The 23435-nt window shown below is 38.7% G+C and carries 23 protein-coding genes; 18 read left to right on the forward strand and 5 right to left on the reverse strand.

What is annotated here, in order from left to right; genetic code table 11:
• Positions 1-165: 165 nt before the first annotated feature.
• The 3 genes from AACH31_RS02810 (at position 166) to rbr (ending at position 3185) form a co-directional block, all read left to right on the forward strand.
• Entirely contained in the window at positions 166-1500 is a 1335-nt protein-coding gene (locus tag AACH31_RS02810; protein ID WP_262953885.1) for an ABC transporter substrate-binding protein, read from the forward strand.
• A gap of 118 nt (positions 1501-1618) precedes the next feature.
• Positions 1619-2443, forward strand: coding sequence for a PHP domain-containing protein (locus tag AACH31_RS02815; protein WP_161831152.1), 825 nt, complete (start codon positions 1619-1621; stop codon positions 2441-2443).
• A 163-nt stretch (positions 2444-2606) separates the two neighbouring features.
• On the forward strand, positions 2607-3185 hold the full coding sequence (rbr, locus tag AACH31_RS02820) for a rubrerythrin (protein WP_161831151.1): 579 nt from the start codon (positions 2607-2609) through the stop codon (positions 3183-3185).
• Between the two features lie 32 nt (positions 3186-3217).
• On the opposite strand, the gene AACH31_RS02825 is transcribed toward rbr, so the two are convergent.
• A complete protein-coding gene (locus tag AACH31_RS02825) occupies positions 3218-4552 on the reverse strand; it encodes a dicarboxylate/amino acid:cation symporter (RefSeq protein WP_338617857.1) in 1335 nt (444 codons plus the stop codon).
• 317 nt (positions 4553-4869) lie between these two features.
• Here AACH31_RS02825 and AACH31_RS02830 point away from each other — a divergent pair, with 317 nt between their 5' ends.
• From AACH31_RS02830 to AACH31_RS02845, 4 genes are all read left to right on the forward strand, one after another.
• Positions 4870-5733: a shikimate dehydrogenase gene (locus AACH31_RS02830; RefSeq protein ID WP_262950678.1), complete on the forward strand. Its 864-nt coding sequence runs from the start codon at positions 4870-4872 to the stop codon at positions 5731-5733.
• A gap of 5 nt (positions 5734-5738) precedes the next feature.
• Complete coding sequence (gene aroQ, locus AACH31_RS02835) at positions 5739-6188, forward strand: type II 3-dehydroquinate dehydratase (RefSeq protein WP_161831148.1); 450 nt, start codon at positions 5739-5741, stop codon at positions 6186-6188.
• Between the two features lie 253 nt (positions 6189-6441).
• Positions 6442-7137: an acyl-[acyl-carrier-protein] thioesterase gene (locus tag AACH31_RS02840; RefSeq protein ID WP_237658878.1), complete on the forward strand. Its 696-nt coding sequence runs from the start codon at positions 6442-6444 to the stop codon at positions 7135-7137.
• Positions 7138-7244: 107 nt separating this feature from the next.
• On the forward strand, positions 7245-7865 hold the full coding sequence (locus AACH31_RS02845) for a hypothetical protein (protein ID WP_262950680.1): 621 nt from the start codon (positions 7245-7247) through the stop codon (positions 7863-7865).
• Between the two features lie 58 nt (positions 7866-7923).
• Here the strand turns inward: AACH31_RS02845 and AACH31_RS02850 are convergent, their stop codons facing one another.
• Complete coding sequence (locus tag AACH31_RS02850; protein ID WP_338617859.1) at positions 7924-8772, reverse strand: patatin-like phospholipase family protein; 849 nt, start codon at positions 8770-8772, stop codon at positions 7924-7926.
• A 218-nt stretch (positions 8773-8990) separates the two neighbouring features.
• On the opposite strand from AACH31_RS02850, the gene AACH31_RS02855 reads away from it, so the two are divergent.
• Positions 8991-9866 (forward strand): radical SAM/SPASM domain-containing protein, encoded by an 876-nt coding sequence (locus AACH31_RS02855; RefSeq protein ID WP_262950682.1) that lies wholly within the window; start codon positions 8991-8993, stop codon positions 9864-9866.
• Positions 9867-9877: 11 nt separating this feature from the next.
• Positions 9878-10288 carry a peptide deformylase gene (locus AACH31_RS02860; protein ID WP_262950683.1) on the forward strand — a complete coding sequence of 137 codons (411 nt, stop codon included), beginning with the start codon at positions 9878-9880 and terminating at the stop codon, positions 10286-10288.
• 134 nt (positions 10289-10422) lie between these two features.
• On the opposite strand, the gene AACH31_RS02865 is transcribed toward AACH31_RS02860, so the two are convergent.
• Complete coding sequence (locus tag AACH31_RS02865) at positions 10423-10884, reverse strand: hypothetical protein (protein ID WP_161831142.1); 462 nt, start codon at positions 10882-10884, stop codon at positions 10423-10425.
• 420 nt (positions 10885-11304) lie between these two features.
• Here AACH31_RS02865 and AACH31_RS02870 point away from each other — a divergent pair, with 420 nt between their 5' ends.
• Positions 11305-11586 carry a nucleotide pyrophosphohydrolase gene (locus tag AACH31_RS02870; protein WP_262950685.1) on the forward strand — a complete coding sequence of 94 codons (282 nt, stop codon included), beginning with the start codon at positions 11305-11307 and terminating at the stop codon, positions 11584-11586.
• A gap of 40 nt (positions 11587-11626) precedes the next feature.
• Here the strand turns inward: AACH31_RS02870 and AACH31_RS02875 are convergent, their stop codons facing one another.
• Positions 11627-12166: a metal-dependent hydrolase gene (locus AACH31_RS02875; RefSeq protein ID WP_161831140.1), complete on the reverse strand. Its 540-nt coding sequence runs from the start codon at positions 12164-12166 to the stop codon at positions 11627-11629.
• A gap of 99 nt (positions 12167-12265) precedes the next feature.
• Here AACH31_RS02875 and AACH31_RS02880 point away from each other — a divergent pair, with 99 nt between their 5' ends.
• The 7 genes from AACH31_RS02880 to AACH31_RS02910 all read left to right on the forward strand — a co-directional run bounded on the left by AACH31_RS02880 (position 12266) and on the right by AACH31_RS02910 (position 20387).
• Positions 12266-14872, forward strand: a complete 2607-nt coding sequence (locus tag AACH31_RS02880) for an ATP-dependent helicase (RefSeq protein ID WP_338617861.1) — start codon at positions 12266-12268, stop codon at positions 14870-14872.
• 322 nt (positions 14873-15194) lie between these two features.
• Positions 15195-16490 (forward strand): hypothetical protein, encoded by a 1296-nt coding sequence (locus AACH31_RS02885; protein WP_338617862.1) that lies wholly within the window; start codon positions 15195-15197, stop codon positions 16488-16490.
• On the forward strand, positions 16474-17136 hold the full coding sequence (locus AACH31_RS02890; protein ID WP_161831137.1) for a DUF6320 domain-containing protein: 663 nt from the start codon (positions 16474-16476) through the stop codon (positions 17134-17136). Before AACH31_RS02885 ends, AACH31_RS02890 begins: the two co-directional genes overlap by 17 nt.
• Before the next feature lie 200 nt (positions 17137-17336).
• Positions 17337-17789, forward strand: a complete 453-nt coding sequence (locus AACH31_RS02895; RefSeq protein ID WP_338617863.1) for a zinc ribbon domain-containing protein — start codon at positions 17337-17339, stop codon at positions 17787-17789.
• A 410-nt stretch (positions 17790-18199) separates the two neighbouring features.
• On the forward strand, positions 18200-18397 hold the full coding sequence (locus tag AACH31_RS02900; protein WP_338617864.1) for a hypothetical protein: 198 nt from the start codon (positions 18200-18202) through the stop codon (positions 18395-18397).
• Between the two features lie 137 nt (positions 18398-18534).
• Positions 18535-19878: an AMMECR1 domain-containing protein gene (locus tag AACH31_RS02905; protein WP_338617865.1), complete on the forward strand. Its 1344-nt coding sequence runs from the start codon at positions 18535-18537 to the stop codon at positions 19876-19878.
• Between the two features lie 83 nt (positions 19879-19961).
• On the forward strand, positions 19962-20387 hold the full coding sequence (locus AACH31_RS02910; RefSeq protein ID WP_237658877.1) for a DUF2871 domain-containing protein: 426 nt from the start codon (positions 19962-19964) through the stop codon (positions 20385-20387).
• A gap of 26 nt (positions 20388-20413) precedes the next feature.
• On the opposite strand, the gene AACH31_RS02915 is transcribed toward AACH31_RS02910, so the two are convergent.
• Positions 20414-21499, reverse strand: coding sequence for a lysylphosphatidylglycerol synthase transmembrane domain-containing protein (locus AACH31_RS02915; RefSeq protein ID WP_161831133.1), 1086 nt, complete (start codon positions 21497-21499; stop codon positions 20414-20416).
• Between the two features lie 614 nt (positions 21500-22113).
• Between AACH31_RS02915 and AACH31_RS02920 the strand changes: the two genes are divergently transcribed.
• Entirely contained in the window at positions 22114-23313 is a 1200-nt protein-coding gene (locus AACH31_RS02920) for a M20 family metallopeptidase (RefSeq protein ID WP_161831132.1), read from the forward strand.
• The last annotated feature ends 122 nt before the right edge of the window (positions 23314-23435 follow it).

Consider the following 23435-nt stretch of genomic DNA (forward strand, 5'->3'; position numbering starts at 1 on the left):
AATGTCATTTTTGTGTTCTTTTTGTGAAATATTTGAAAAATATTGCATAAAGTGAAAAAATTGTATATAATCCTCTCGTAAAGTAAAAAGAACGACCCTTACCTGTTGGGAGGTAAGTCTTTTTCAAAAAATTCAATGGCCATATTGAATGGGAGGACGAAGAAAGTGAAAAAATTATTAGCATCATTTGCTGTATTATTTGGATTATCTTCGATGGTTGCTTGTTCACAAGACCAAAAAGAAGAAGGTAAAAAAGAAGAGAGCAACATTGTAAAAACAATTGAAAACCCAGTAGAAATTGAGTTTTGGCATGCGATGTCAGGACCAAACGAAACAGCGGTTAATCATTTAGTTGAGGAATTTAACGCAACAGTTGGGAAAGAAAAAGGAATTACAGTTAAACCTGTTTATCAAGGGTCTTATCCAGATTTAAAATCAAAAATTACGGCAGCAATTCGCGCTAAATCAGCACCTGCAATTGCTCAAGCTTATCCAGACTGGGTTGCTGAGTATTTACAATCAGGAGCAGTTGTTGAATTAGACGATTATATTTTCGATAAAGAAGTAGGAATTGAAAACTTTGATGATATTGCAAAAGCTTATCGCGATGAAAATAGTCAATATGAAGGTGGAAAATTCTATTCATTACCATTTAACAAATCGACAGAAGTTTTATACTATAACAAAACATTCTTCGAAGAAAATAATTTAGAAGTTCCAACAACTTGGGAAGAATTAGAAGAAGTATCTAAAAAAATTACTGAATTAACAGGAAATCCTGCATTTGGATTCGATTCAGCGGAGAATGCATTCCTTACTTTAGTTAAACAATTTGGTGGAGAATATACAAATACTAAAGGTGAAGTGTTATTTGGGGAATCAGATGCAGCAGTTGAAATGTTAGAAATGATTCAAAAGAATACAGATGCTGGATACTGGCGTTTACCAGGTGAAGATAAATCTATGTCAGGACCATTTACAAGTGGTTTAGTACAAATGTTTGTTGGATCAACATCAGGAGCAGCACATGTTATTAATGGATTAAAAGAAACAAATGCGTTTGAATGGTCAGCAGCACCAATCCCTCAAAAGAGTGAAGATACAAAAGCGGTTATTCAACAAGGGACAAACGTTGTTGTGATGAAACAAGGATCAACAACTGATGAGCAAGTTTATGCAGCTTATGAGTTCGCTAAATTCTTAGGAACACATGATGCAAACCTTTACTGGACAATGAATACAGGATACTTACCAATTCGTCAAACAGTTGTTGACTCTGAAGAGTATCAAAACTATATTATTGAGTCTGGAGATATGACAAAAGAAGCTGGACCAAAACAATCAGATTACTATTTCTACGATGTAGTGTTTGTAAACCCTGATTTCAGTTCATACAATGTACGTACAGCAGCAGGTGTTGCGGTTGAAAATGTTGTATTAAATGGAATGGAACCACAAGCTGCAGTCGATGAAGCTTTAAAATCATTAGGTTTAAAATAACAAAAAGAAGATAGCCATTGGCTATCTTTTTTTTGATAAATAGGGTAGAGGAATGGATGTTGCTATAAATGTCGAATTTCGTTATAATGAAATCAAAAACGAGAAGGAGATGGATTAAATGTTAGTCGATTTACATATGCATTCTTACTATTCTGATGGATCGTTTTCTCCGAGAGAGGTGGTGGAGTTAGCAAAGAAAAAGGGTCTCGGTTTCATTTCAATTACGGACCATAATACGATTGCTGCCCACGACGAGTTTGAAAAATCTTGTCAGGAACTCGGAATGAATTATGTCCTTGGCGTGGAACTAGACTGTGTTTTTGGAGAACGATCGATTCATTTGCTTGCCTATCAATTTAAGGTAGATGAGGGCTTATTAGAGGTGATTAAAAGATCGCGTCAGCAGTTAGATCAAATGGGAGTTGATTTAATTCAACTCATGGAAAAAGATTATGATCAGCTTTCATCGACGGATTACGAGGCATATACTTATAATCGTCGGTTAGGTGGTTTTAAAGGAATTCATTATTTAAAAGATCGGGGAATTACTGAAAGCCTGATGGATGGATTAAAAGTTTATCGTGACTATGGAATCTTTTATTCCAATTACGATTTTCCACGCGTTGAGGAGGCCATTAAACACATTCATCGTTGTGGTGGGAAGGCTGTGCTAGCGCATCCAGGAAAATATTATCGGCAATCTTCATTAGAAGACGTTCGTAAAGATTTTAATCGACTGCTTCAAGCCGGGATTGATGGAATTGAATGTTATTATCCGATCCATAGTGATGAGTTAACCGCATGTTGTGTTGATTTTTGCAAGCAACATGACTTAATGATGACGGTAGGATGCGATTGCCATGGGGAAATGAGTAAAAAAGATAATGAGTATGTGATGGGATGTTTGAAAAAGGATGAAACAGAGTTAAACTTAAAATTCTAATGCTAGGAAGGATTCGGCGTCTTCATACCCTATATTTCGTGTCAACAATCAGAAGGTGGGTAACCGATTTTCATCAAGCGTCTATTTTCAATTAGTTCTTGAATGTTTAAGCCCCCCTAGAGCATATAGTTAAAAGGAATATATGTTTAATGGGGGTGGTGGCATGAATCGGGATATTGAGAAAATTGATAAACCAACGTTACGGCAGGCCCTAAAGGGGACTGAGTCTGAGAAAAATCTTCAAAAAGCGTTAATCGGTGAGGCATTGGCTCATAGTCGATACCAGTTTTATGCCAAGTGTGCAAAGTCGGCTGGCTATGAACAAATAGCGGCGATTTTTTTAGAGACAGCAGGAAATGAACAGGCACATGCTGAGATTTGGTTTCAACTTCTTGAGGGAGGGGAGCTTACAGCGGAGGAGGCTTTAAATTCTGCGGCCTATTTTGAACACGGAGAATGGACCGATATGTATCCATCATTTGCGGAGGTGGCTCAAAGCGAAGGGTTTGAAGAATTAGCTCAAGAGTTTTTAAATGTAGCTGCTATTGAGCGAGGTCACGAGCAACGATTCCGGGAACTTTTAAAGAATGTTGATACCGATCATGTTTTTGAAAAGGAACAGCCCGTCATCTGGGTTTGTCGTCATTGTGGTCATCGTGTCTATGCGAAGGAGGCACCCGATCATTGTCCGGTTTGTGGCCATCCAAGAGGTTATTTTGAGTTACTGTGTCATAACTATTAAAAAAGCATCGATCGGGATGATCGATGCTTTTTTTATAAAGAATGATAAGTTTCTTCGTCTAAGGCGTTTTCGGATTTAGCAACGGCTACAGCTGTTGCGGCATCTCCTACAACGTTTAAGGCAGTCACTAACATTTCTACTGGACGGTTAATAGCTAGGATTAATGAGTAGGCAAGTAAAGCGGCATCATTTTGGTACCCCATTCCTGATAAGACCGTGAATAGGATGACCGCTCCTGCTCCTGGAGCAGCCGGTGTTCCGATTGAGGCGATGAGTGCCAAAATCGCGATAAGTGAAATACTTCCGACTGTTACTTGATAGCCTGCACTTGAAGCGATGAAGATTGCGGCAATCACTTGCATAATCGCTGTTCCATTCATATTAATGGTCATTCCAAGTGGAAGAATAAATGAGGCGATTTCTTTATTAACACCTAACTCTTCTGTTGTCGTTTTTGTATTTAACGGTAAGGTTGCTGCTGACGATGAAGTTGAGAATCCGAACATCGCCACTTTAGCCGTTTTTTTAACGAAGGCCATCGGATTTAATCGGGTCATGATAAAAATAAATAGGGCATATCCTAGTGTGAGGAACACTAACAGAGTAAGGACTACGGTAATAACATAAGCTAGTGCTGGTTTTAAATGCTCAACACCGTAGATGGCAAATGTACGTGTTAATAAAACGAAGATAGCGAAAGGTCCAAATTTAGTGATTAAGAAGGTTAAGAAGACCGTGATAATCTTGTTAACATCTTCAAGTAATTTCTTTAATACGCTAATTTGTTCACCTAAATGATTAATAGATAATCCTGTGACGACAGCTAAGAAAACAATAGATAAGATACTTCCATTTGTTGCAAAGACTGAGGTAATGTTATTTGGAATAGCCTTGACAAAAATAAGAAGTGGATTTGATCCGGTTGTTCCTGTTTGAGCGCTCATATTGTCGATGTTTACATTAAAAATTCCAAATTGATTAGCGACTAAACCGACGATTCCGGCTAATACTAAGGCAAAGAGTGAGGTGATTAAGAATCCCCCAATTGTTTTATAAGATAGACGTCCTAGTGTCTTTGTATCAGAGATACGGCACATCGCAAGCGCGATTGAAGTAAAAACCATTGGGACAATGACAAGTTGCATAGAATTTAAAAAAAGTTGCCCAAGAATGTAGAAGATTCCAATTGCATCAGTGGCCCCCTCGGCACTAATATCTTGAAATAGAAGTTTATTAATCGTTGCCCATAGATTAGGATTGCTATCGAGTAAATGCTCGCGTAAAACTAAAAATAATGACCCAAATGTTAATCCGCAGATTAGGGCAATAGCCATTTGAATCGCTAGACGGTTCTGATTTTTTTTCATGACTTTCTCTCCTTGGTGTTTATAATTAGAACCCTATTCGCTAATGGAATAGATGAAAAAAGCCCTAAGTCATAAAGGGATCCTTTAAAACTTAAGGCAATAAACATACAGCGCATCATTAAAACAGACAAAGTAGCTTCTTTATTGTCAAATCACGACTATATCTTTCCTTAATTACTTCTCGTGAGTAATCTTAAAGGGTTCCTATTGAAAATAAATATATCTTGTTTTCATCATAGAGTCAAGATTTATTTTACAAAAGCAGACAAAAATGTTATGGTGATTATAACATGGAATAGTTTAGAAGGAGTGATGAGATGAAGTCACAAATTAGTGGTACGACGCAATTAATTGGGATCGTTGCGAATCCTATTCGGCACAGTATTTCACCGAAAATGCATAATGCGGCATTTGAAAAGCTTCAACTGGACTACGCTTACTTAGCTTTTGAGGTTGAAGAGGGACAATTAGCGGAGGCCGTTGCTGGACTACGAGCATTAGGGGCCCGTGGCTTTAATGTGTCGATGCCGTATAAAAGTAAAGTGATTCCGTATTTAGACGAGTTATCACCCGCCGCAACACTGTGTCAGGCAGTTAATACGGTTGTAAACGAGGCAGGTAAATTAGTCGGACATATGACTGATGGCAGTGGATTGATGCAAGCGTTAATAGATGAAGGATTTGAGGTTAGTGGAAAAAAAATTACGATTGTCGGCTGTGGCGGAGCTGGGAAAGCCATTCAAATTCAAGCGGCACTCGATGGCGCCCGAGAGTTAGCCATCTTTAATCGATCGGTGGCTCGTGGCCAAGAGATGGCAGATTTAATTAATCGTCACACCTCGACAAAGGCGACCTTTTATCCGTTAGGCGATGAGGCATTACTGAAAGAACAATTGGCAACAAGCGATTTATTGATTAATGCGACCAATATTGGGATGGGCGAATTAAAGGATCAGTCGTTTATTAGAGATTCAAGTCTTCTTCCAAGGGATTTATTCGTGTGTGACATCATTTATAACCCTGCAAAGACGAAACTTTTACAGCAAGCCGAAGAGAGGGGTTGCCGCATCATGAATGGAGTTGGCATGATTATTTATCAGGGAGCGGAGGCCTTTAAAAAATGGACGCACCATGAGATGCCCATTGAAGAAATCAAAAACGTGTTAAATTTGAAAGGATGATAACGATGAAGCTACTCGTATTAAATGGTCCTAATTTAAATATGGTTGGTATTCGTGAACGAGGGGTTTACGGGACGAAAACTTATACGGAAATGGTTCACTATATTAAAGAAGTGGCAAAGGAACGTGGCCACGATATTGAGGTGCGACAAAGTAACAGTGAAGGGGAGCTCATCGATTGGATTCATGAAGCCTATTTAAAAGGTTATGAAGGGGTAATTATGAATCCAGGGGCATACACTCACTATAGCTATGCGATTTTTGATGCGATAAAATCAATTGCTCCCATCCCCGTTGTTGAGGTTCATTTATCAAATGTCCACGCACGGGAATCTTTTCGGCAGACTTCAGTGACGGCACCCGCTTGTGTGGGGCAGCTTTGTGGTTTCGGAGAATTGGGATATGGTTTAGCTATTCAAGCGCTTGAGCAGGCTGTTCAATCACTAAACGGTTAATGTTTTGTCTATCAACGATAAAAAATCGATGAATCGAAAGATGATAGAAGTTTTAGCTTATTCGTAAAGAAAGGCACCCTATCAGCAGGTGATAACGTATCATCAGTGATTAGGGTGCTCCATTTTTTCATCCTAACCATCAGGAAGTGTGAGCAGACGGAATACGGCAAGCGGGGATTGCCGTATTTTTTTATTGTTTAAATAGGAAAATTTTAGTTATAATAGAGAAAAAGGAGGGATTGATTTGTATAAAATGAATGGCCGTGTGCGATTTAGTGAGGTAGGAGAAGATGGGCGGTTAACATTACCCCATTTGATTAATTATTTTCAAGATTGTAGTACATTTCATTTAGAGGATATCGGATTAGGGACAGACTACTTTGTCCAACAAAATCTAGCATTTTATATTTTATCGTGGCAAATTGAAATCAATCGCCTTCCTTATTTAGGTGAGGAAATTAAGGTAGGGACGTTGATTTATGGATGTAAAGGGATGTTTGGCTATCGAAATTACATCATGTATGACGTTGCGGGAAATATTTTAGCTTACGCTAATTTATGCGGATGCTTTATTGATGCATCGACGGGAAAATTTGTTAAATTATCAGAGGATGAGGTTGAAAAGTATCCGATTGAAGAAAAAATAGAGATGAATTATTTACCCCGTAAAATTAAAGTTCCTTCGAGTAATCAGGTGTTAGAACCCATTCGCGTGAGAAGGCATCAGATTGATGTGAATGCACATGTTAACAATAGTCAGTATGTTGCGATGGCCCTTGACTGTTTAGAAGGAACAGAAACGCTGACACAAATACGGGTTGAATATAAGCGAGCAGCTAAATTAGGAGATGTCATTATCCCAACCGTTACAAAGGAAGGCCAGTCGTATTATGTGACCCTATGTGATGATCAGATGCAACCGTATACGGTTATTACTTTCGGGGTTTAAAGAGGAGGAAGTCTTTTTTAAGCCTTCAGTTTTTGTTATAATCTGTCATTTATTTGAGACGGACGCATATACTTTACTAAAGACAGATAGGTATCGGGGATGATAAAATGACTATCGTTGATGAAGGTTTTATGAGCGATGAGGGAACCGAAAAACTGATTCAGGCGACCAATGAGATGCTAGATTATTGTGAGGCCTGTGAAAGTAAGGGAAATGAATTTATTAAAATTGCGAACTGTATTTTAAACCGAGAGGAGTATTATGATTTTTTATCGGTCTATAAAAAATTCGATAATAATTTTGGAATCTTAGAAAGTTTATCATCACAGGTGACATTTCCAACAACAATTTTACAGGCGGTTTCAATTACAGCGACGATTAAAGAAATTCAACGGAATATTGAAGATTTAGTTCAAATGATGGAGGTTGCTCATCTACGAATTGAAACGCAACAAATCAATGTTCATATGGCACGACTCATTGAACGACTCATTGAATTTATGGATTTTGATGCCATTGATTATGATGATTTAAGCAAGGCAATGGAGAGTACGTTTATGATTTTAAAGGTACTTGATGTGTTTGATGAGGAATACAAGGAGGCTTATTATCCAATGAATGTACTTCATATTATTCCTTTTCATACGAAGGCAGAAGCATATAGTTATGCGTTACAGCATGGAATTAGTCGTGATTTTATTTTAAATCGTCACGGGCACCTTTTATAAGGGGATTTAAAGAAAGCCCGTCTTTGTAACTGAATAAAAAAGGCTAGAACGAGGGGTTCTAGCCTTTTTTATTCCATTGTTTTAGACGGTCGAGTGTTTCAAGGGCATCCTGATATCCAAGATCATATAGTTTCTTTAGTTTTTCTTTATCCTTTTCAAAGCGACTAATTTTAACGGGGGAGTGAGGTGCAATAACGGTAGTTTGTCCGCGAGCCTCTAACTCTTTAATCAATGAGAGCGTGTCATTATACATTGCATGACGGTGATCGAGTGCCTTAATCATATTCGGATATTTTTTTAATACGTTCTTATAAATCGAGCGAAATCCTTCAGGTTTTTTGATATAGTCTCGGTCGCGGGTAAGGACGACAATCACATGGTCACATCCATCGGCCAAGGCTTGTTTAACAGGTATGGAATCAGAGGTTCCTCCATCTAAGTAATCGCGCCCCTGATATCGAACGACAGGGGAGAAGACAGGAATGGAGGAAGAGGCTTTGATGAGCGTGGAGTCGTAATTAAGATGTGATTTGTCAAAATAGACGCATTGACCGGTAAGCGCATCAGTTACCCCAAGTTTAAATTCACAGGGTGAAGAGAGAAAGGTTTCGTAATCGAAGGGGTCGAGTTGGTGAGGAATTTCATCAAAGATGAAATCCATTCCAAATAAAGACTTCGTTTGAATAAAATTTCTAAGACTAAGGTAGCGTTTGTCATGGAGATAATTCGTATTAATACGAAATCCGCGTCCACGTTGCATCGAAACGTAAGAAACGCCATGGCAGGCCCCTGCCGATACCCCAATCACGTAGTCAACGAGTAAGTGATGATCTAAAAAACAATCGAGGACCCCACACGTATACAGTCCACGCATGCCGCCACCTTCTAAAACTAGTCCAAGTTTCATCGTATGTCTCCTTTCAAATGCGTTGTATATCTTTTTACATTATGCCATATTTTGATAAATATGTAAGGGATTGATTCAAAGATCTTGCTTTTTTTATTAATAGGGGAGGGAGAAAGCGGGAATCCTCATTTTATTCGGTTCTTTTTTTGTTTTATAATGTAGAATCGTGTTAAAATAGGAGAGATCTATTCGTTGATAATGACTAGGAGGGTGAGACGATGCCAAGGTTTAAACGAGTCTATATTGAGATTACGAATCGGTGTAATTTAAAGTGTGATTTTTGTCCAAGTGCTACGCTCGGTCGTGGTGGGCGCATGATGAATGAAACAGACTTTATTCATATTTTAAAGGAAGTAAAGCCGTATACCGATTATTTATATTTTCATTTATTAGGGGAGCCCTTCTTAAATCCGAGGCTTGAGCGTTTTTTACAATTGAGTCATGAATCCGGCATGCAAGTCAATCTTACGACCAATGGTGTTCTTATTCAAAAGGTGGCCCCAATTTTGATAAAGTCCCCAGCTTTAAGACAAATAAACTTTTCTATTCATTCGTTTGAAGCGAATGAACAAACAGGGACGTTAAAGGATTATTTATTAAACATTGCCCGTTTTATTAAGGAGGCACAGTCTGAACGTCCTCTTTATTGTAATCTTCGATTATGGAATATGGATGCGGAAGAGTTAAAGGCTAAAAATACGTTGAATACTGATATTTTACGTTTGATTGAGGATGTTTTTGAGTTAGATTTTAGTTTAAGCGAGCGATTACAACAGACGCATCAGGTTAAGATTAAGGATCGCGTGTTTATTCATATGGCGGAAAAGTTTGCATGGCCGACGCTAAATCGTGAGGTGATTAGTGAGCGGTTATTTTGTTATGGCTTACGGGATCATTTGGCGATTCAGGCGGATGGGACGGTGGTTCCGTGTTGTTTAGATAGTGAGGGAAATATTCCGCTTGGAAATATTCATCAAACGCCGTTGCGTGAGATTTTAGCAAGTGAACGCGCGGTTAATCTATATGAGGGGTTCTCGCAACGAAAAGCAGTTGAAGAGTTATGTAAGCGGTGTGGGTATGCCCAACGATATTAAGGAGTGATAAGATGATTCGTCCGATTATGAAAGATGTTAATTTTTTATCGAAGAAATCGGTAGTGGCAACGAAAGCCGATTTAGCTGCTGCTAATGATTTAGTGGATACTTTACGGGCCAACTTAGATGGCTGTGTTGGAATGGCGGCTAATATGATTGGTGTACAGAAGCGCATCATTGCATTTGCTGTTGGGGAAATGATTGTTGTGATGATGAATCCGGTCATCGTGAAAAAGAAAAAACGCTATGTAACAACAGAAGGGTGTTTATCACTAACCGGTGTACGTGAGGCGGTAAGGTATGAGGAGATTGAGGTTGAGTATATGGATCGAAATTTTGTTAAACACCGTGGGACTTTTACAGGCTTCGTTGCTCAAATTATTCAACACGAAATCGATCATTGCAATGGAATTATTATTTAAGTAGAAGTGTTCGTCTTCTTATTGATGGGCTAAATGGCGAGGATAACCCTCATGCTCGAAATAACAAAAAGGCACCCTAATGGTGTCTTTTTGTTTGGAGATGAATAAAAAAAGCTCTCTTAATGAGAGCTTCTTCAGGGGCTTTTTGATGAACTAGAAATCAAAAAGCCAATCGTTGTCGAGACGAGGTGACCAATTTGAAAAATTCCATCGTTGTAAACGTCGCCACCGATCATCGTATAGATTGTTAATGTAATCAGACAAATGAAACAGACACCTGCTGTAAAGAAAATATGGATATTGGTACCCTTTAAGAGGTGGTGTGTGTTTTCTTTTTCTTCACATGGACAAGTTTTTTCAGAAGATGATTTTGTTCCGGTTGGGATGTTCATTCCTAAAATATAACCAAAAATACTCGATAGACTCGTTTGAAAAATGGCATTAATCGTTGGTTGAGAGCTTAGTGCAGGAATGAAGACAGCACAAATTAACTGAATTAACAGGAGGATGCCGATGAGAAGAACAGATTTACAGGCTAAATCTAATTTGTGCCATTCACGCTGCATTTTTCGACATAGGGGGAATCTTTTTTTCAAGAGCATCACCTGATTTATTAATCGTTAATACACTACATTGTATGCGCTTTACTTTTGAGGTGTTTGGGGGTTTTGGATGGGAAAAGTCGAGTGGAATTAATTGGATATAAAAGTAAGGGAAATCCAAAAAAACTTTCGAGGGGCGTTTACTTTCTGGGATGGGAATTAATGAATAGAACCTTTTCTTCAATGAGGCGTGTTTAATTGATTTGGATCCATGCAAAAGGAATTCGGATACGGGGGTGGGTTCTAAAGGTTAAGACGGATGAGAGTTTGTCAATGGATGTTTATCCCTCAATGGTTTTCCTTAGAAAAAAGACGGAGATCGCAGGAGAACGGAATGAAATAATTTTTGATTTGAATGTATGGTTTATTAAAATATATGGTAAAATAATACATAAGTAGAAATGAGGTTACAAGATGAAAGAAACGATGCAAAAAATTATGGAATTTCGTGATGAACGGGGATGGAAACCGTATCACACGCCGGAAAATTTGGCAAAATCGATTTCAATTGAAGCAGCGGAATTATTAGAGTGTTTTCAATGGGATCATTCGTTTGATCAGGAACATGTCTGTGAAGAATTAGCGGACGTGCTTATTTATTGTTTACAGATGGTTGATGTATTGGAAGTAGACGCTAAAGAGATTATTTTTAGTAAGTTAGAAAAAAATGCGATGAAGTATCCGGTTCAAAAATAAAGGCCGTTTCTAAAGAAACGGCTTTTTATCAAAGCGATCGTTATTCATAATAGGGGCTTAATTTGATTAAAAGATACGTGAATAAAGTTAAAAAGAGGATTCCGTTAATCACGCCTTCGCCTTTGGCGCCCGTTTTAAAATTAGCGATCCGTATCTTCTTTTTCCACGGATAAAAAAGGCACACGCCTTGAGTGGTTAAGAGGTCGAGAAAAATGTGCGAGCTATGTCCCACGAGGAGCCCGGTGATAAGTAACGTGTAGAAGTCTTGTCCAATATTGAGGTAAGGCGCATAGCTAAGGAGAAGTAGGAACAAGAAAATAGAGAGTAGACTGTGGGTTAAGGTCCGATGTTTAAAGTGTGTTGAGATAAAGGTAGACGTAACAGGGAATAAGCTCCCGATTTGGGAGTTTTTTAAATCGATGTCGGGTAATGTTGAACCAATGATGGTTGCTGTGCAATAAAGGGTAATTATAAAGAGTTGTGAAGCGGCATTGGCGTGTGAATAAAGATGGGCGATCAAATATTGTTGAGTTACCACTCCAAAGACGAGTCCCGCTCGTTGATGCGTCGTTGTTGTCATAGTTAGTCTGCTCCTCTGGGGTCTTCGATTCAAAAGTGTTGTTTAAGTTTATTATACCGTAAAATGCGAATAAATGTTTGTTTTTATTATATCTAATTTATGGAAGGGAATGGACGAAATGGGTTAGATCAGGCATTAAAACAATTAAATCAAGCACAGCGAAGGGTTGTAGAGGAGTTAGAACAGTCTTTGTTGGTTATGGCACCTGCGGGAACAGGGAAAACGAATGTCATTGCACTGCGTACCGCTAAATTTATTGAAGCGGGAATTCAACCGTCACAAATTTTATGTTTAACATTTACTAATAAGGCATGCTATGAATTAAAGGATCGCCTAACAAAGGTAATTGGTGTTAAATCCAAGGGAATTGTTGTTAAAACGTTTCATAGTCTTTGCTATCAATTAATTAAGGAAGAGGCGAAAGCTCTTGGAAAGTTATCGACCGACGTTGTTGTGATTGATGAAGAGGATGCGAAAGAGGTGATTAAACGCTTGGTGGGGCGTGAGGGACTTCTGATGGATCACGTGTTTGAGTATATTCAATCGCTCAAAGTGTATCAAATGGGGCGTCGCCCACTCGATTCCTCTCTTGTCCAAGAGTTTCACCAATCCGAGGCGGCGTTACGATTATTGTACCGTTTAAAAAATTCGGATGCAGGATGCGAGACACTTGCTTACTTGTCGCAGTATGGAAGTTGGCTTTATCTAGAATACCAACATTATTTAAGGCACCACCAATTTTTAGATTTTAATGATTTATTACTTTATGCGGATGAGTGTTTATCGCAGAAGGAGATTTTAACCCGTTGGCAATCTCGATTCGCGGTTGTGGTGGTTGATGAGGTGCAAGATACAAGCTTAATTGAATATTACTTAATTAAAAAGATTGCCCATTCGTTGAACTTTAGCGCGTTTGGTGACTTTAATCAAACGATTTATGAATGGCGTGACTCTAATCCTGTCGTTATTCGACAAAAGATTATTGAGGATTTTTCTCCGCTTTGTTTAGAATTATCGTTGAATTATCGTTCGACGAAGCGGCTCGTCATGCTCGGTGCTAATTATTTAGAAAATGGGAAACAGGTAGGGCTTATTCATCGTCATTTATCACCTAAATGCATCGAATCCGCAAGCGACGAGATGGGGACTGCTCCAGTTTTTTATGAGGCAGCGACTAAACAAGAGGAAATGAATTTTATTATTGATCATTTAAAGTATCAAAGACAGGAGGAACTTGCTAATACGGTCATCTTGACTCGGAGTAATCGTCAAAATAGTGAAGTGGCAAACTTTTTGCAGGCCGAGGGTATTGCGTGTTATTTGGTGGATCAGTTGACACTATTTAAGCGAAAAAATATAAAGGACCTACTCTCTGTGATTAAATTTTATTTAAATCCATACGATGAACTTTCCCTCAAACGTTTTTTACCTTTATTCGGTGAAACAATTGATTGGAATCAGATGAGTCATCCAGCGTATTTAAAGCGATATAAAGAATATGATTTACGGCTTACCGACTTTTTTAGACGAGAGGCTTATCAGGAGGGAGAGCCTTACGGACTATTAAAAAAAGTTCACGAGGAGGGTCGTTTAGTTATCTTTGATGTGGAATCGACAGGACTTGATGTGACACGGGATGAAGTCGTTCAAATTGCCGCTATTGCCTTGCAAAATGGACGCGTCATTGAGACATTTGAGCGGTTTATTAAACCTCATCAATCAGTTGGAGATTCGGCACTTGTTCATGGGTTTACAGATGAATTTTTAGAATGTCGTGGTGAAGAGGCAGTCACAGTTTTTTCTGACTTTTTACAGTTTATTCAGGGGGCCTTACTCATTGGTCATAATGTGGGATATGATATGAAAATTGTTCGTTCACACATGGGTCGCATCGGACTTATTTTTGAGGGAATGATTGGGGTTTACGACACGCTAGATATCGTTCGTCGACTTTATCCGAACTTAGTTAATCATAAGTTAGATACGGTGAGTGACTTTATTGGTGTTGATCACGAACCGACTCACAATGCAATGGATGATATTTTAGCAACAAAGGATGTTTTGTTAAAAAGTATGCCTCGGTTGATGCAGGCACATGAAAAGCGAAAGAATGTGATGGCTTATTATCAAGAAAAATTAAATCCGGTCATCGAACAATTGCACGAATTTTATGCGCTCATTGAAACAAAAACGCCAATGGCTGTGTTGTTAACATTGAAAGAACGCTTTAAACACGTAGAAGAAGATAAGGTTGAAAATGAAACCGTTGAACAGGCAAAATTTGAGGAATTCATCGCCTTTGTTGAGGCGTTTTATCGTGCAACGCTGAAAAGGGATAATGGCTTATTCATGTGGGAAGTTTGGATGCGTTTGCTTGAGCAACTTTCGTTATCGAGCAGTGAGCTAGATCGTGTGATGAAAGATCAAAATAAACTAGCGGTGATCACGGTTCATCAATCAAAAGGATTGGAATTTGATCACGTCATTATTCCATTTTTGAATAAGGGAATGTTTCCGCTTGATTTTCAAGGAACGAATCAAGAGGAAGAGTGCCGGCTTTTTTATGTGGCAATGACGCGAGCGAAAAAGACGTTACTATTGACGCGCCACGTAAAGGAGCATAGCACATCAAAGAGGGAGAAAGAGCGTAGTCCATTTATTGATTATTTATATACAATGGCTGAAGGTCAGATGAATAATCGTTAGCTACACCATTGTAGATGTAAAGGGTAGGCTTAGGTGGCTTTAAATTTGACACCTTTTCTTCCCCCTGTCCTTTTTCCAGGGGATTAAAAAGAAAGTTTTCTTCCTAGCTTTCACCTTTTAAATCGTGTATGATTAGTTTATAAAAGCCCTAGATGGAACGACTCATGAGCAGGGATAATTATTCGTGCGTGTTGAAAGGGCCGAATAACCGATGGGGCTGTGAAGATTAAGAGGATGTGATGCAACGGGAACGCACATGTTTTTTAGGAGGCACTGATTCTACTTTGATGGCGCTAAGATAAAAGAAGAGGGGAGGTTAAGTATGAATGAAAATTTTCAAACTTTTTATTGGAGTAAATTAGATAACGTGGCTAAATTATATGCCCTTGTTTCAAATGCGAGGGCGACAAATGTTTTTCGAATTTCGGTTCAGATGAAAGAGACAGTTCAACCGGAACCTTTGGTAGCCGCATTAAAACAGGCACTTGTAGAAATGCCTTCATTCCGCGTTCGTTTACGGCACGGATTATTTTGGTCTTATTTTGATATGAATGATCAACGCCCTAAAGTTCGAAAGGAATATACCTATCCTTGTTCTAAATTGACTAAGTTTACTAATAATAATTACTTGTTCAATGTGACGTACTATGAAACCTTTATTCATTTAGAGATTTTTCATGCCTTGGCGGACGGGGCGGCTGCTACTCAGTTTTTAAAGGTCGTTGTTTACTACTATTTAAAAAATCAGTATCCCACGCAATCGTTTGCCCCGCTTCATCTTGGACAACACCAAGTCTCTTTACCAGCGATGGATGAGGATAGTTTTTTAAAGGTGAAAAGTGAAGCGAAGGGGAAGGTGATTCCTCAAACCACCGTTGCTTATAAAATAAGAGGGATAAAAAAACGTCCCCAAGAGTTAAAGGTTATTCATGGGACGCTATCGACTCAGCAGGTGATTAAGGTTGCCAAAGCGCATCAAGTGAGCGTGTCTTCCTTTATTTGTGCAGCGCTTATCTATGCCATTTACGAGTCAAATTATCGATTTAATCAAGATCAATCACCGATTATTGTGACCGTTCCGTTTGATTTACGACGACACTTTGATTCTCAGACGTTACGTAACTTTTTTTTCAATGTGGATGTGAAAATTCAACCAACCGCTGATATGACGTTTGAGGAGTTATTAAAACAAGTCGATCGGCAGTTAAAGGATGGGAAACAATTGGATGTGATTCGACGTAAAATAAAGGATAATGTCAGTGCACAAAAAAATATGATGATTCGTTTCGTGCCCTTATTGATTAAAAATATGGTGATGCGTCATATTTATCGGGAGGCAGATAAGGGCGTGACGACCACAGTATCTAATTTAGGGAGAATTGAGTTCGCAGATGAAGTGCAGCCTTATGTTGAACAAGTTCGCGTCCTTATTCCGTTGACCCCTCACCAACCTATTCGATGTGGCGTCATTTCGTATCAAGATCAATTGACTGTCACGTTCACTTCCGCTTTAGAAGAGGTGGATGTTCAACGATTCTTCTTTAGATTTTTAAAAAAATACGGAATGGAGCCTACCATTTCATGTAATGAGGAGTTTAATCATGAAATACTGTATTAAATGTCAGATGAACATTCAAAATCAACTCCATTTTTGTCCCCTTTGCGGACAAGAACTAGAGTCCGTGACTAACGACACACGCCGTGATTATCCTGAACGTTTTGCTAAACGTCGCCGCTATTCCTTACGAAAACTTTTGATTTTTGCAGCGATTGTCGTGATCTTTTTTTCTTTAATGAGCGGCGTTTTCCATCATGTAGAGTGGAGTCTGGTGGCCATTATTTCGGTTATTACGATTTATTTAACAAGTAGTGCTATTTTAGGGGTGAGAGTGCGGAAAAATATTGGTCCGAACTTGTTAATGCAAGTCGTCGGGATTTCAAGTATTGCTCTTATGATTGATGTCTTTTTCGGTTATCAGGGATGGGCGTTAGAGCTTATTCTCCCATTGACGTTAGCAGTTGGAACAACGGTTATTACCGGGACGATTGCATTTAATTCAAAGCAATTTACGAATCTTGTGATTTATCAATTAATTTTAGGGTTCATTGGTGTCATCCTATTAGTTTTAATATATTTTAGATTTATTGTTTTACACCAGTTTGCCGTGTTTGGAAGTTACTATACGATTTTAACGTGCGTCGGCCTCTTCTTTTTTGCTGACCGTCAAATGATTCATGAACTTAAGAAAAAGTTTCATTATTAACGTTGTAAAAGGTAACTGGAAGTTTTAACTTCTGGTTACCTTTTTTGTCGATTGGATGCCTCACGCTCTTCTTTTACCACGGGTCAACAGCCGTTTACGATTGATTAGGATAAAAGGTGGAGCGGAGCTAGTTATAGTTTGATTGGTGACTGAATATAATGAGGTGATATCATCAATCTAATGGACTAGGGGGAGAAGGAATGAATGCATTTTTTGAGGGAATCGGAAGGAAGTTTTCCCAAACGGGACAGGATGCTGTAAAGAAGACGAAAGATTTGGCGGAAATATCACGTATCAATTCACAGATGACGGAGGAGGAAAAGAAGTTAAATAAGCTATATATGAAACTCGGACAGTTATATTATCAAATGAATAAGGAAACTGCCGATGCTCTGTATTTAGATATTTTTCAAGCGATCGGAGGTTGCTTACAAACGATGGATCGATATCAGGTGATGGTTGATGAAATTAGAGGAATTAAAAAGTGTCGTCGCTGTCAAACAGAGGTTGCACTATCTTCAATGTTTTGCCCGACATGTGGTAATAAATTAAGCGATGATCGTGAAACAGGTGTCTCAACGATTTGCCCAGACTGTGGGATGGAGAATGGATCAAGTGCGACGACATGTATGAAGTGTGGGAAATTACTTTAATAAAGTGTGGAGGATTGACGCGGATGAACGCCGGAAATCCCCTTTTTTTATGAAAAGATGTAGGGGCTAACCGGTGAACGGACTATCGGTAACTAGAGTTTGATGAGATGCAAAGTAATGAAAATAATAGAAATAAATAATATTTTTAACTAAAAGGTAAAAAAAGGTTGAAACGAAACGAAGGATTCGTATAATTAGTATTATATTCCAATAAAGAGCGGGGGGTGGAGTTATTCTAGCTGTTTTTGTAACGGTGGCGAAACGATTAGCTAGAGTTACAGGAGCCTATCATGCTCGCCATTTAATGGATGGAGGTACACCGAAATTAGCTAAATCTAACCGTTGGATTGGGCGATGAAAAAGCCATGTACTTGAGTTGGATTCTAATAGAAATAGGAGGAGTAGGACGAATGGGGAAATCACTTGTCTATGGATTCATCTGGTTTGTCGTGACTTATCTTTTAGATAAAGGGGTCTTATATGTCTTAAGGGTGAACCAAATCATCGAGCCATCGCAGGAACTAAATCTTGGTTTAGATTTTTTACTTTGGTTAGTCGTCGGGGCTATCGTTTACGGCGTGGGGGCCTTCATGTTTAAACAAAAATAAAGGTGGATACAAAAAAGCGTCGGGAACTGCCGACGTTTTTTTGTTTGCCAATGAGGGATATCCGTTTAAAAAGCGTATAAACTATTAGAGATATTTTGTCTGCCGATAGGGGTGGACGAAAGAAATGAGGTGTACCTTTGAAAGGATATTACTTAATGCCCCATCCATTGATGTTAATTCCTGAGATTGGAAAGGGTGAAAGCTTAAAACTATATCAAGTGAGTCTAGCTTGCCACCAGATTGCCCAGGAGTTGAAAGACTTGTCCGTTAAAACCATTATCATATTGGTGGCGGCCCCGAAGGATAAGCCCTATTTTGGTCTTTACGGTGGCGATCGATTTAATGGGAATTTTAATGATTTCGCATCAGAATCTATGGAGATTCATGGGAAACTAAATGAAGATTTTATTCAAAAACTGCAAGAGTTGGCGATGAGGGACGGGTTACCCGTTTTAATAAAGGCAACAGAGGAATGCCAGTTAGATGAGAAAGTGCTTATTCCACTTTCATTTATCCAAAAATATGTTGAAGATTATCAATTAGTTCCGATGACTTGTCCTGTCTTCGATGACCGGATCCTCTATTTATTTGGCATGCATCTACAGGAGGTAGCCCATTTATCGCAAGAACCCGTGGCGGTGATTATCAGCTCTAATTTATCACAGGGACCCTCTGCTACGCATGCGGGTTCATTTGATCAGACATTTTTAAACCTAATGACATCTAAACAACCACTTTCGCTGTTTGATTTAAGTGAAGAGATCGAGTTTCAACAAAACGAGGACGTCGTTTCCTTAATGAAGATTTTACTTGGAACGTTAGATGGAAAACGAATAGGGGGAGAACTTTATGCTTACCAAAATCCATTTGGTGTTGGATATGGCGTCCTTTCTTTAACTGCTCTTGGTCCGGGGACCAAGGCGTATAAATACATTGGAAGGTCAGGTGAAGTGAAAGGTGGGGAATTACTAAGGGGGAATAATCCTTATGTTTCATTAGCGAGAAAATGTATGGAAGATTATATGAGCGGGACGAAAACCTTGTTAGGTAAGGCGGCTATTCCTGAAATGATGATCATTCATCGCCACGGTGTCTTTGTTTCGTTTTATAAAGAAGGGACTTTACTTGGACGATTTGGAGATGTACAACCCTGTACGGATTGTGTAGCAACTGAAATCATGCATCATACCCTCTCTTTCATCCGCACATTAGAAACGTCAATGACCGAAGGCGAACTTTCACAACTTAAAGTGACCATTGATTTAGCGTTAAATCCGCAGGTTGTGACTGCCGAGGACCTTAATCCTACTTTTTATGGAATTAAGGTCAGTAAGGGGGATCATCAGGGAGTTATATTACCAAAGGACGGTGCCTATCAATCTAGTAGGGATCAACTTTTGCTCGCCTGTGGGCAAGCGGGGATTCCCTTTAGTGAACAGATGACCATTGAACGGTTTGAAGTCATTCATTATGAGGAATAAGCCCCTTCTTTTAGGGCCTATTATTTGACAGAGGGGAATAATTGGGCTAAAATGGGGGAAACATTTGAAGAGGAGTGGATGGAATGATGATCAAGAAATTATGGAATCTCTCATTTACGTATACGTTGATTGCCCTTTTATCGGGTGTCTTTTATCGTGAGTATACAAGGGGAATTGGTTATACGGAGGCAACAAACTTATCGCTTTTACATACCCATTTATTTGTGTTAGGAATGCTATTTTTCTTAATTGTATTAGCATTAGAGTCAATTTTCAAACTAAGCCAACAAAAATTATTTAATGGTTTTTTATGGACGTACAATATAGGCTTAATCGTGAGTTCTGTGATGATGGCAGTTCGTGGATGGTTGCAAACGCAAGGTGGCGAGCTTTCACGTGCAGTAGATGCCTCTGTTTCTGGAATGGCAGGAGTAGGACATATTTTACTTGGGGTTGGAATCGTGTTATTTTTCTTCAATTTAAAGGGTGCTATTTCATCAAAGGCGTAGCAAAAAAGACGTATGGGCAAATTGCCCTAATACGTCTTTTTTAATTGCCAGGGAGTTGATTGTTGATCGGGGGATGGCATCCTGGGTATTTTTTTGTTTTTAGTAAAAGTTAAATGAACAATCATCGAAATGATTCCACTAATAATTAAAAAGGAATAGAAGCTGATTCCTCGACATAAAAGCATCGCTGGTAAGATGAGATGTGTCGTGAAGAGTAGCTTGAACGCACTCATAAATGCATTTTCTGAGGCCCCAACCGATCCGGGTAACGGAATAGAGGAAACCGCTAAAGAGACGAGCGATTGAACCGAAATAATTTGAAAGAGGCTAAATCCTTCGAGATGAAAAGCCTTATAGACAAAGTAAGGAATTAAATAACTTGCCGTTAATTGAACAGTTGTTGTTAGAATCACACGTAATAATAATAGAGGCTGTGTTTTGATATAATCTGCACCTTTGGTGTATTCCTTCACCATGGCCTCTAATTTTTCTCGTTTCTTTTCAACATTTTTAATTAAATGTAACCTGCTCAGTATTCCAGTGACCCCATTAATTAATTTATAAATGAATTTTTTTGAGAACATCGCTAATAAAATACCTGCGGTAAGAAGCGTGTTCATACAGACGCTAAACATTAAAAAGTATTTAATACCGCTTAAATTTTCTAAAATAAATTGTTGGTTAAATAAAAAGACGATGAACGCATAAATCATCATGACCACTTGGTAAACGGCAGTGATAATGAGCAAATTAAGGGATGAATATGAGAGGTGAATATTCGCTTTATTCATATAAAACATTTGAGCGGGTTGGCCCCCTGAGGCAGACGGGGTAATTGAGCTAAAGTAAAAGCCAACGAAGGCAAAGCCAAGACATTTAAGATAAGAAATTTTTTGTCCAAGTGCTCGCAAAATAGAGAAGGTATTAAAGGCCTCACAGCTCACAAACGTAAACATCATAAAAAGTCCAAGTAGTAGATAAAGAGGGTTGACACTTTCAATGGTTTCTAAAAGCGTTGCCATTGATTGATCCTTAAGGATAAAGTATCCTGTTAGGATAATTAAGCAGGCCATAAAGAGTAGGCTTAGTAATTGTTTTAATTTGCTGTTCATACGTGTATCACCTCTTTTGATAAAAGTTAAATAATTGTTAGCTATCCATATAAAAAAAGCTATTTTCTTTCATTATGGTAAAAAAGTTAGTGTTTTACCCGTTCACTCGTAATTTTTTTCTTTTTCGTCAAACTTCATGAAGTATTATAGCATATCTATCTTCATTTCGTAAGGGAGCGACTTTCGAAAATTTGGTAGATATTATTGATAAATGAAATAGATTGGAAATGACCATATTATAACGAGAAAAGTAAAAAATACGGAAGGGTCCGATTTACTTTCAGTATATGAGATAAATCTTAATATTTAGCTTTTAAAATTCTTAAGATTTTCTAAATCTTTTTAAAAACACGTCAATCTACCCCCGTTTTTAAATCAGAGCTTGTTAGGACAATTGATGAAAGGTAGCTAAATGGTTTCGGATTCTTTCACTTAGAAATCTACACGATGAAGTGGATTTAATGCTAGATGATAAGAGATTTGAGACTTTTAGAGGGTCAAACGGTTGAAAGGAAGATGGGGATTTTTGTTTCCGTCTAGGTGGCTACCGTTACCGATTTTTTGTTTAGACGTAATTTAATAACACCTAAAGATTGAAGAAGGAGATTTTTGATATGAGTCAGATTGAGGATTATTTAACGCAGGTGGCTAACCATGTTCAACAAAATAAGGAGAAGTATGTGACCCTGAGTCATCAGCTTCATGAACACCCCGAAATAGGGAATGAAGAGCGGTTTGCATGTTCGCAATTAACACACGCCTTAAAAGAGGCGGGGTTTGAGATTAAGATTGACATTGCGACTCACCCAACCGGCTTTATAGCTGTAAAAGATAGCCATAAGGAGGGCCCATCCATTGGGATTTTAATGGAGTATGATGCCTTGAAAAAAATAGGCCATGCATGTGGGCATAATGTGATTGCAATGATGAGTTTAGGAGCAGCACTTGCGACGGCATCAGTGATGGATGAACTTGGAGGGCGCTTGATTGTATACGGAACGCCAGCTGAAGAGGGGGGGCCTCATGGTAGTGCTAAGGAGAGCTACGTTCGTGAGCATCTTTTTGACAAGGTTGATGCCTGTATGATGATTCATCCCTTTCATACAACAGCGCCAACACAGCCCACTCTCGCCATTCGAAAAATTAATTTTGAGTTTTTTGGGCGAGCCTCTCATGCAGCGGCCGCACCGGAAAAGGGGATTAATGCATTAGACGCCATGATTTTATTTTATAATGGTATTAATGCCATGAGACAACAATTGCCGAAAGGCGTTTTGATTCATGGGGTCATTACTGATGGGGGAGAGGCTGCTAATATTATTCCTGCTCATACGCAGGCGAGTTTTTATATCCGAGCTCCTTATTTTGAGTTATGCGAAACGTATAAAGATAAGGTCATTAAAATTGGTGAGGGAGCAGCACTTGCGACGGGATGTACGTTCTCCTATGATGAATCACTCAATTGTGTTAAGCAAATGTTAATTATTCCAAGTTATGAGAAATTGTTTGTAGAAGAGGCCCGCCGATTAAACTTAGAGGTGAAAACGAAAAATTGTAAAAGTATTGGCTCGACGGATGCCGGAAATGTAAGTCAGGTTGTGCCGACGATTCATCCGACGATCAAGATATGTGATGAACCGGTGACACTTCATACCGAGGCATTTAAGGCGGCGGCTCATAGTCAACAGGCCGACCAGGCAATTAGGGACGGCGCCATTATTTTATCACGAATTGCAGTGCGCTTATTAATGGAGCCAGACACGTTAAAAGAGATTAAAGACGATTTTTCTAAAGTAAAACAAAATCTACGGTAACAAGAGAACGGGTGGAAGATTGTAGGTTCCACCCTTTTTGACTTTAGTCAACGGATTGTTGTTAAACAGTCAATTTAGAAAAATGACTATTAATAGGGAAGAATGAATATGATTTTTAGTGA

Source organism: Turicibacter faecis (genome assembly GCF_037076425.1).
Classification (GTDB): Bacteria; Bacillota_I; Bacilli_A; order MOL361; family Turicibacteraceae; genus Turicibacter; species Turicibacter faecis.

Bases quoted from the DNA above. Each gene is read 5' to 3' on its own strand.
- AACH31_RS02815 (WP_161831152.1), top strand. From the start codon at position 1,619: ATGTTAGTCGATTTACATATGCATTCTTACTATTCTGATGGATCGTTT.
- rbr (WP_161831151.1), top strand. From the start codon at position 2,607: ATGAATCGGGATATTGAGAAAATTGATAAACCAACGTTACGGCAGGCC.
- AACH31_RS02825 (WP_338617857.1), bottom strand. From the start codon at position 4,552: ATGAAAAAAAATCAGAACCGTCTAGCGATTCAAATGGCTATTGCCCTA.
- AACH31_RS02830 (WP_262950678.1), top strand. From the start codon at position 4,870: ATGAAGTCACAAATTAGTGGTACGACGCAATTAATTGGGATCGTTGCG.
- aroQ (WP_161831148.1), top strand. From the start codon at position 5,739: ATGAAGCTACTCGTATTAAATGGTCCTAATTTAAATATGGTTGGTATT.
- AACH31_RS02840 (WP_237658878.1), top strand. From the start codon at position 6,442: ATGAATGGCCGTGTGCGATTTAGTGAGGTAGGAGAAGATGGGCGGTTA.
- AACH31_RS02845 (WP_262950680.1), top strand. From the start codon at position 7,245: ATGACTATCGTTGATGAAGGTTTTATGAGCGATGAGGGAACCGAAAAA.
- AACH31_RS02850 (WP_338617859.1), bottom strand. From the start codon at position 8,772: ATGAAACTTGGACTAGTTTTAGAAGGTGGCGGCATGCGTGGACTGTAT.
- AACH31_RS02855 (WP_262950682.1), top strand. From the start codon at position 8,991: ATGCCAAGGTTTAAACGAGTCTATATTGAGATTACGAATCGGTGTAAT.
- AACH31_RS02860 (WP_262950683.1), top strand. From the start codon at position 9,878: ATGATTCGTCCGATTATGAAAGATGTTAATTTTTTATCGAAGAAATCG.
- AACH31_RS02870 (WP_262950685.1), top strand. From the start codon at position 11,305: ATGAAAGAAACGATGCAAAAAATTATGGAATTTCGTGATGAACGGGGA.
- AACH31_RS02875 (WP_161831140.1), bottom strand. From the start codon at position 12,166: ATGACAACAACGACGCATCAACGAGCGGGACTCGTCTTTGGAGTGGTA.
- AACH31_RS02880 (WP_338617861.1), top strand. From the start codon at position 12,266: ATGGAAGGGAATGGACGAAATGGGTTAGATCAGGCATTAAAACAATTA.
- AACH31_RS02885 (WP_338617862.1), top strand. From the start codon at position 15,195: ATGAATGAAAATTTTCAAACTTTTTATTGGAGTAAATTAGATAACGTG.
- AACH31_RS02890 (WP_161831137.1), top strand. From the start codon at position 16,474: ATGAAATACTGTATTAAATGTCAGATGAACATTCAAAATCAACTCCAT.
- AACH31_RS02895 (WP_338617863.1), top strand. From the start codon at position 17,337: ATGAATGCATTTTTTGAGGGAATCGGAAGGAAGTTTTCCCAAACGGGA.
- AACH31_RS02900 (WP_338617864.1), top strand. From the start codon at position 18,200: ATGGGGAAATCACTTGTCTATGGATTCATCTGGTTTGTCGTGACTTAT.
- AACH31_RS02910 (WP_237658877.1), top strand. From the start codon at position 19,962: ATGATGATCAAGAAATTATGGAATCTCTCATTTACGTATACGTTGATT.
- AACH31_RS02915 (WP_161831133.1), bottom strand. From the start codon at position 21,499: ATGAACAGCAAATTAAAACAATTACTAAGCCTACTCTTTATGGCCTGC.
- AACH31_RS02920 (WP_161831132.1), top strand. From the start codon at position 22,114: ATGAGTCAGATTGAGGATTATTTAACGCAGGTGGCTAACCATGTTCAA.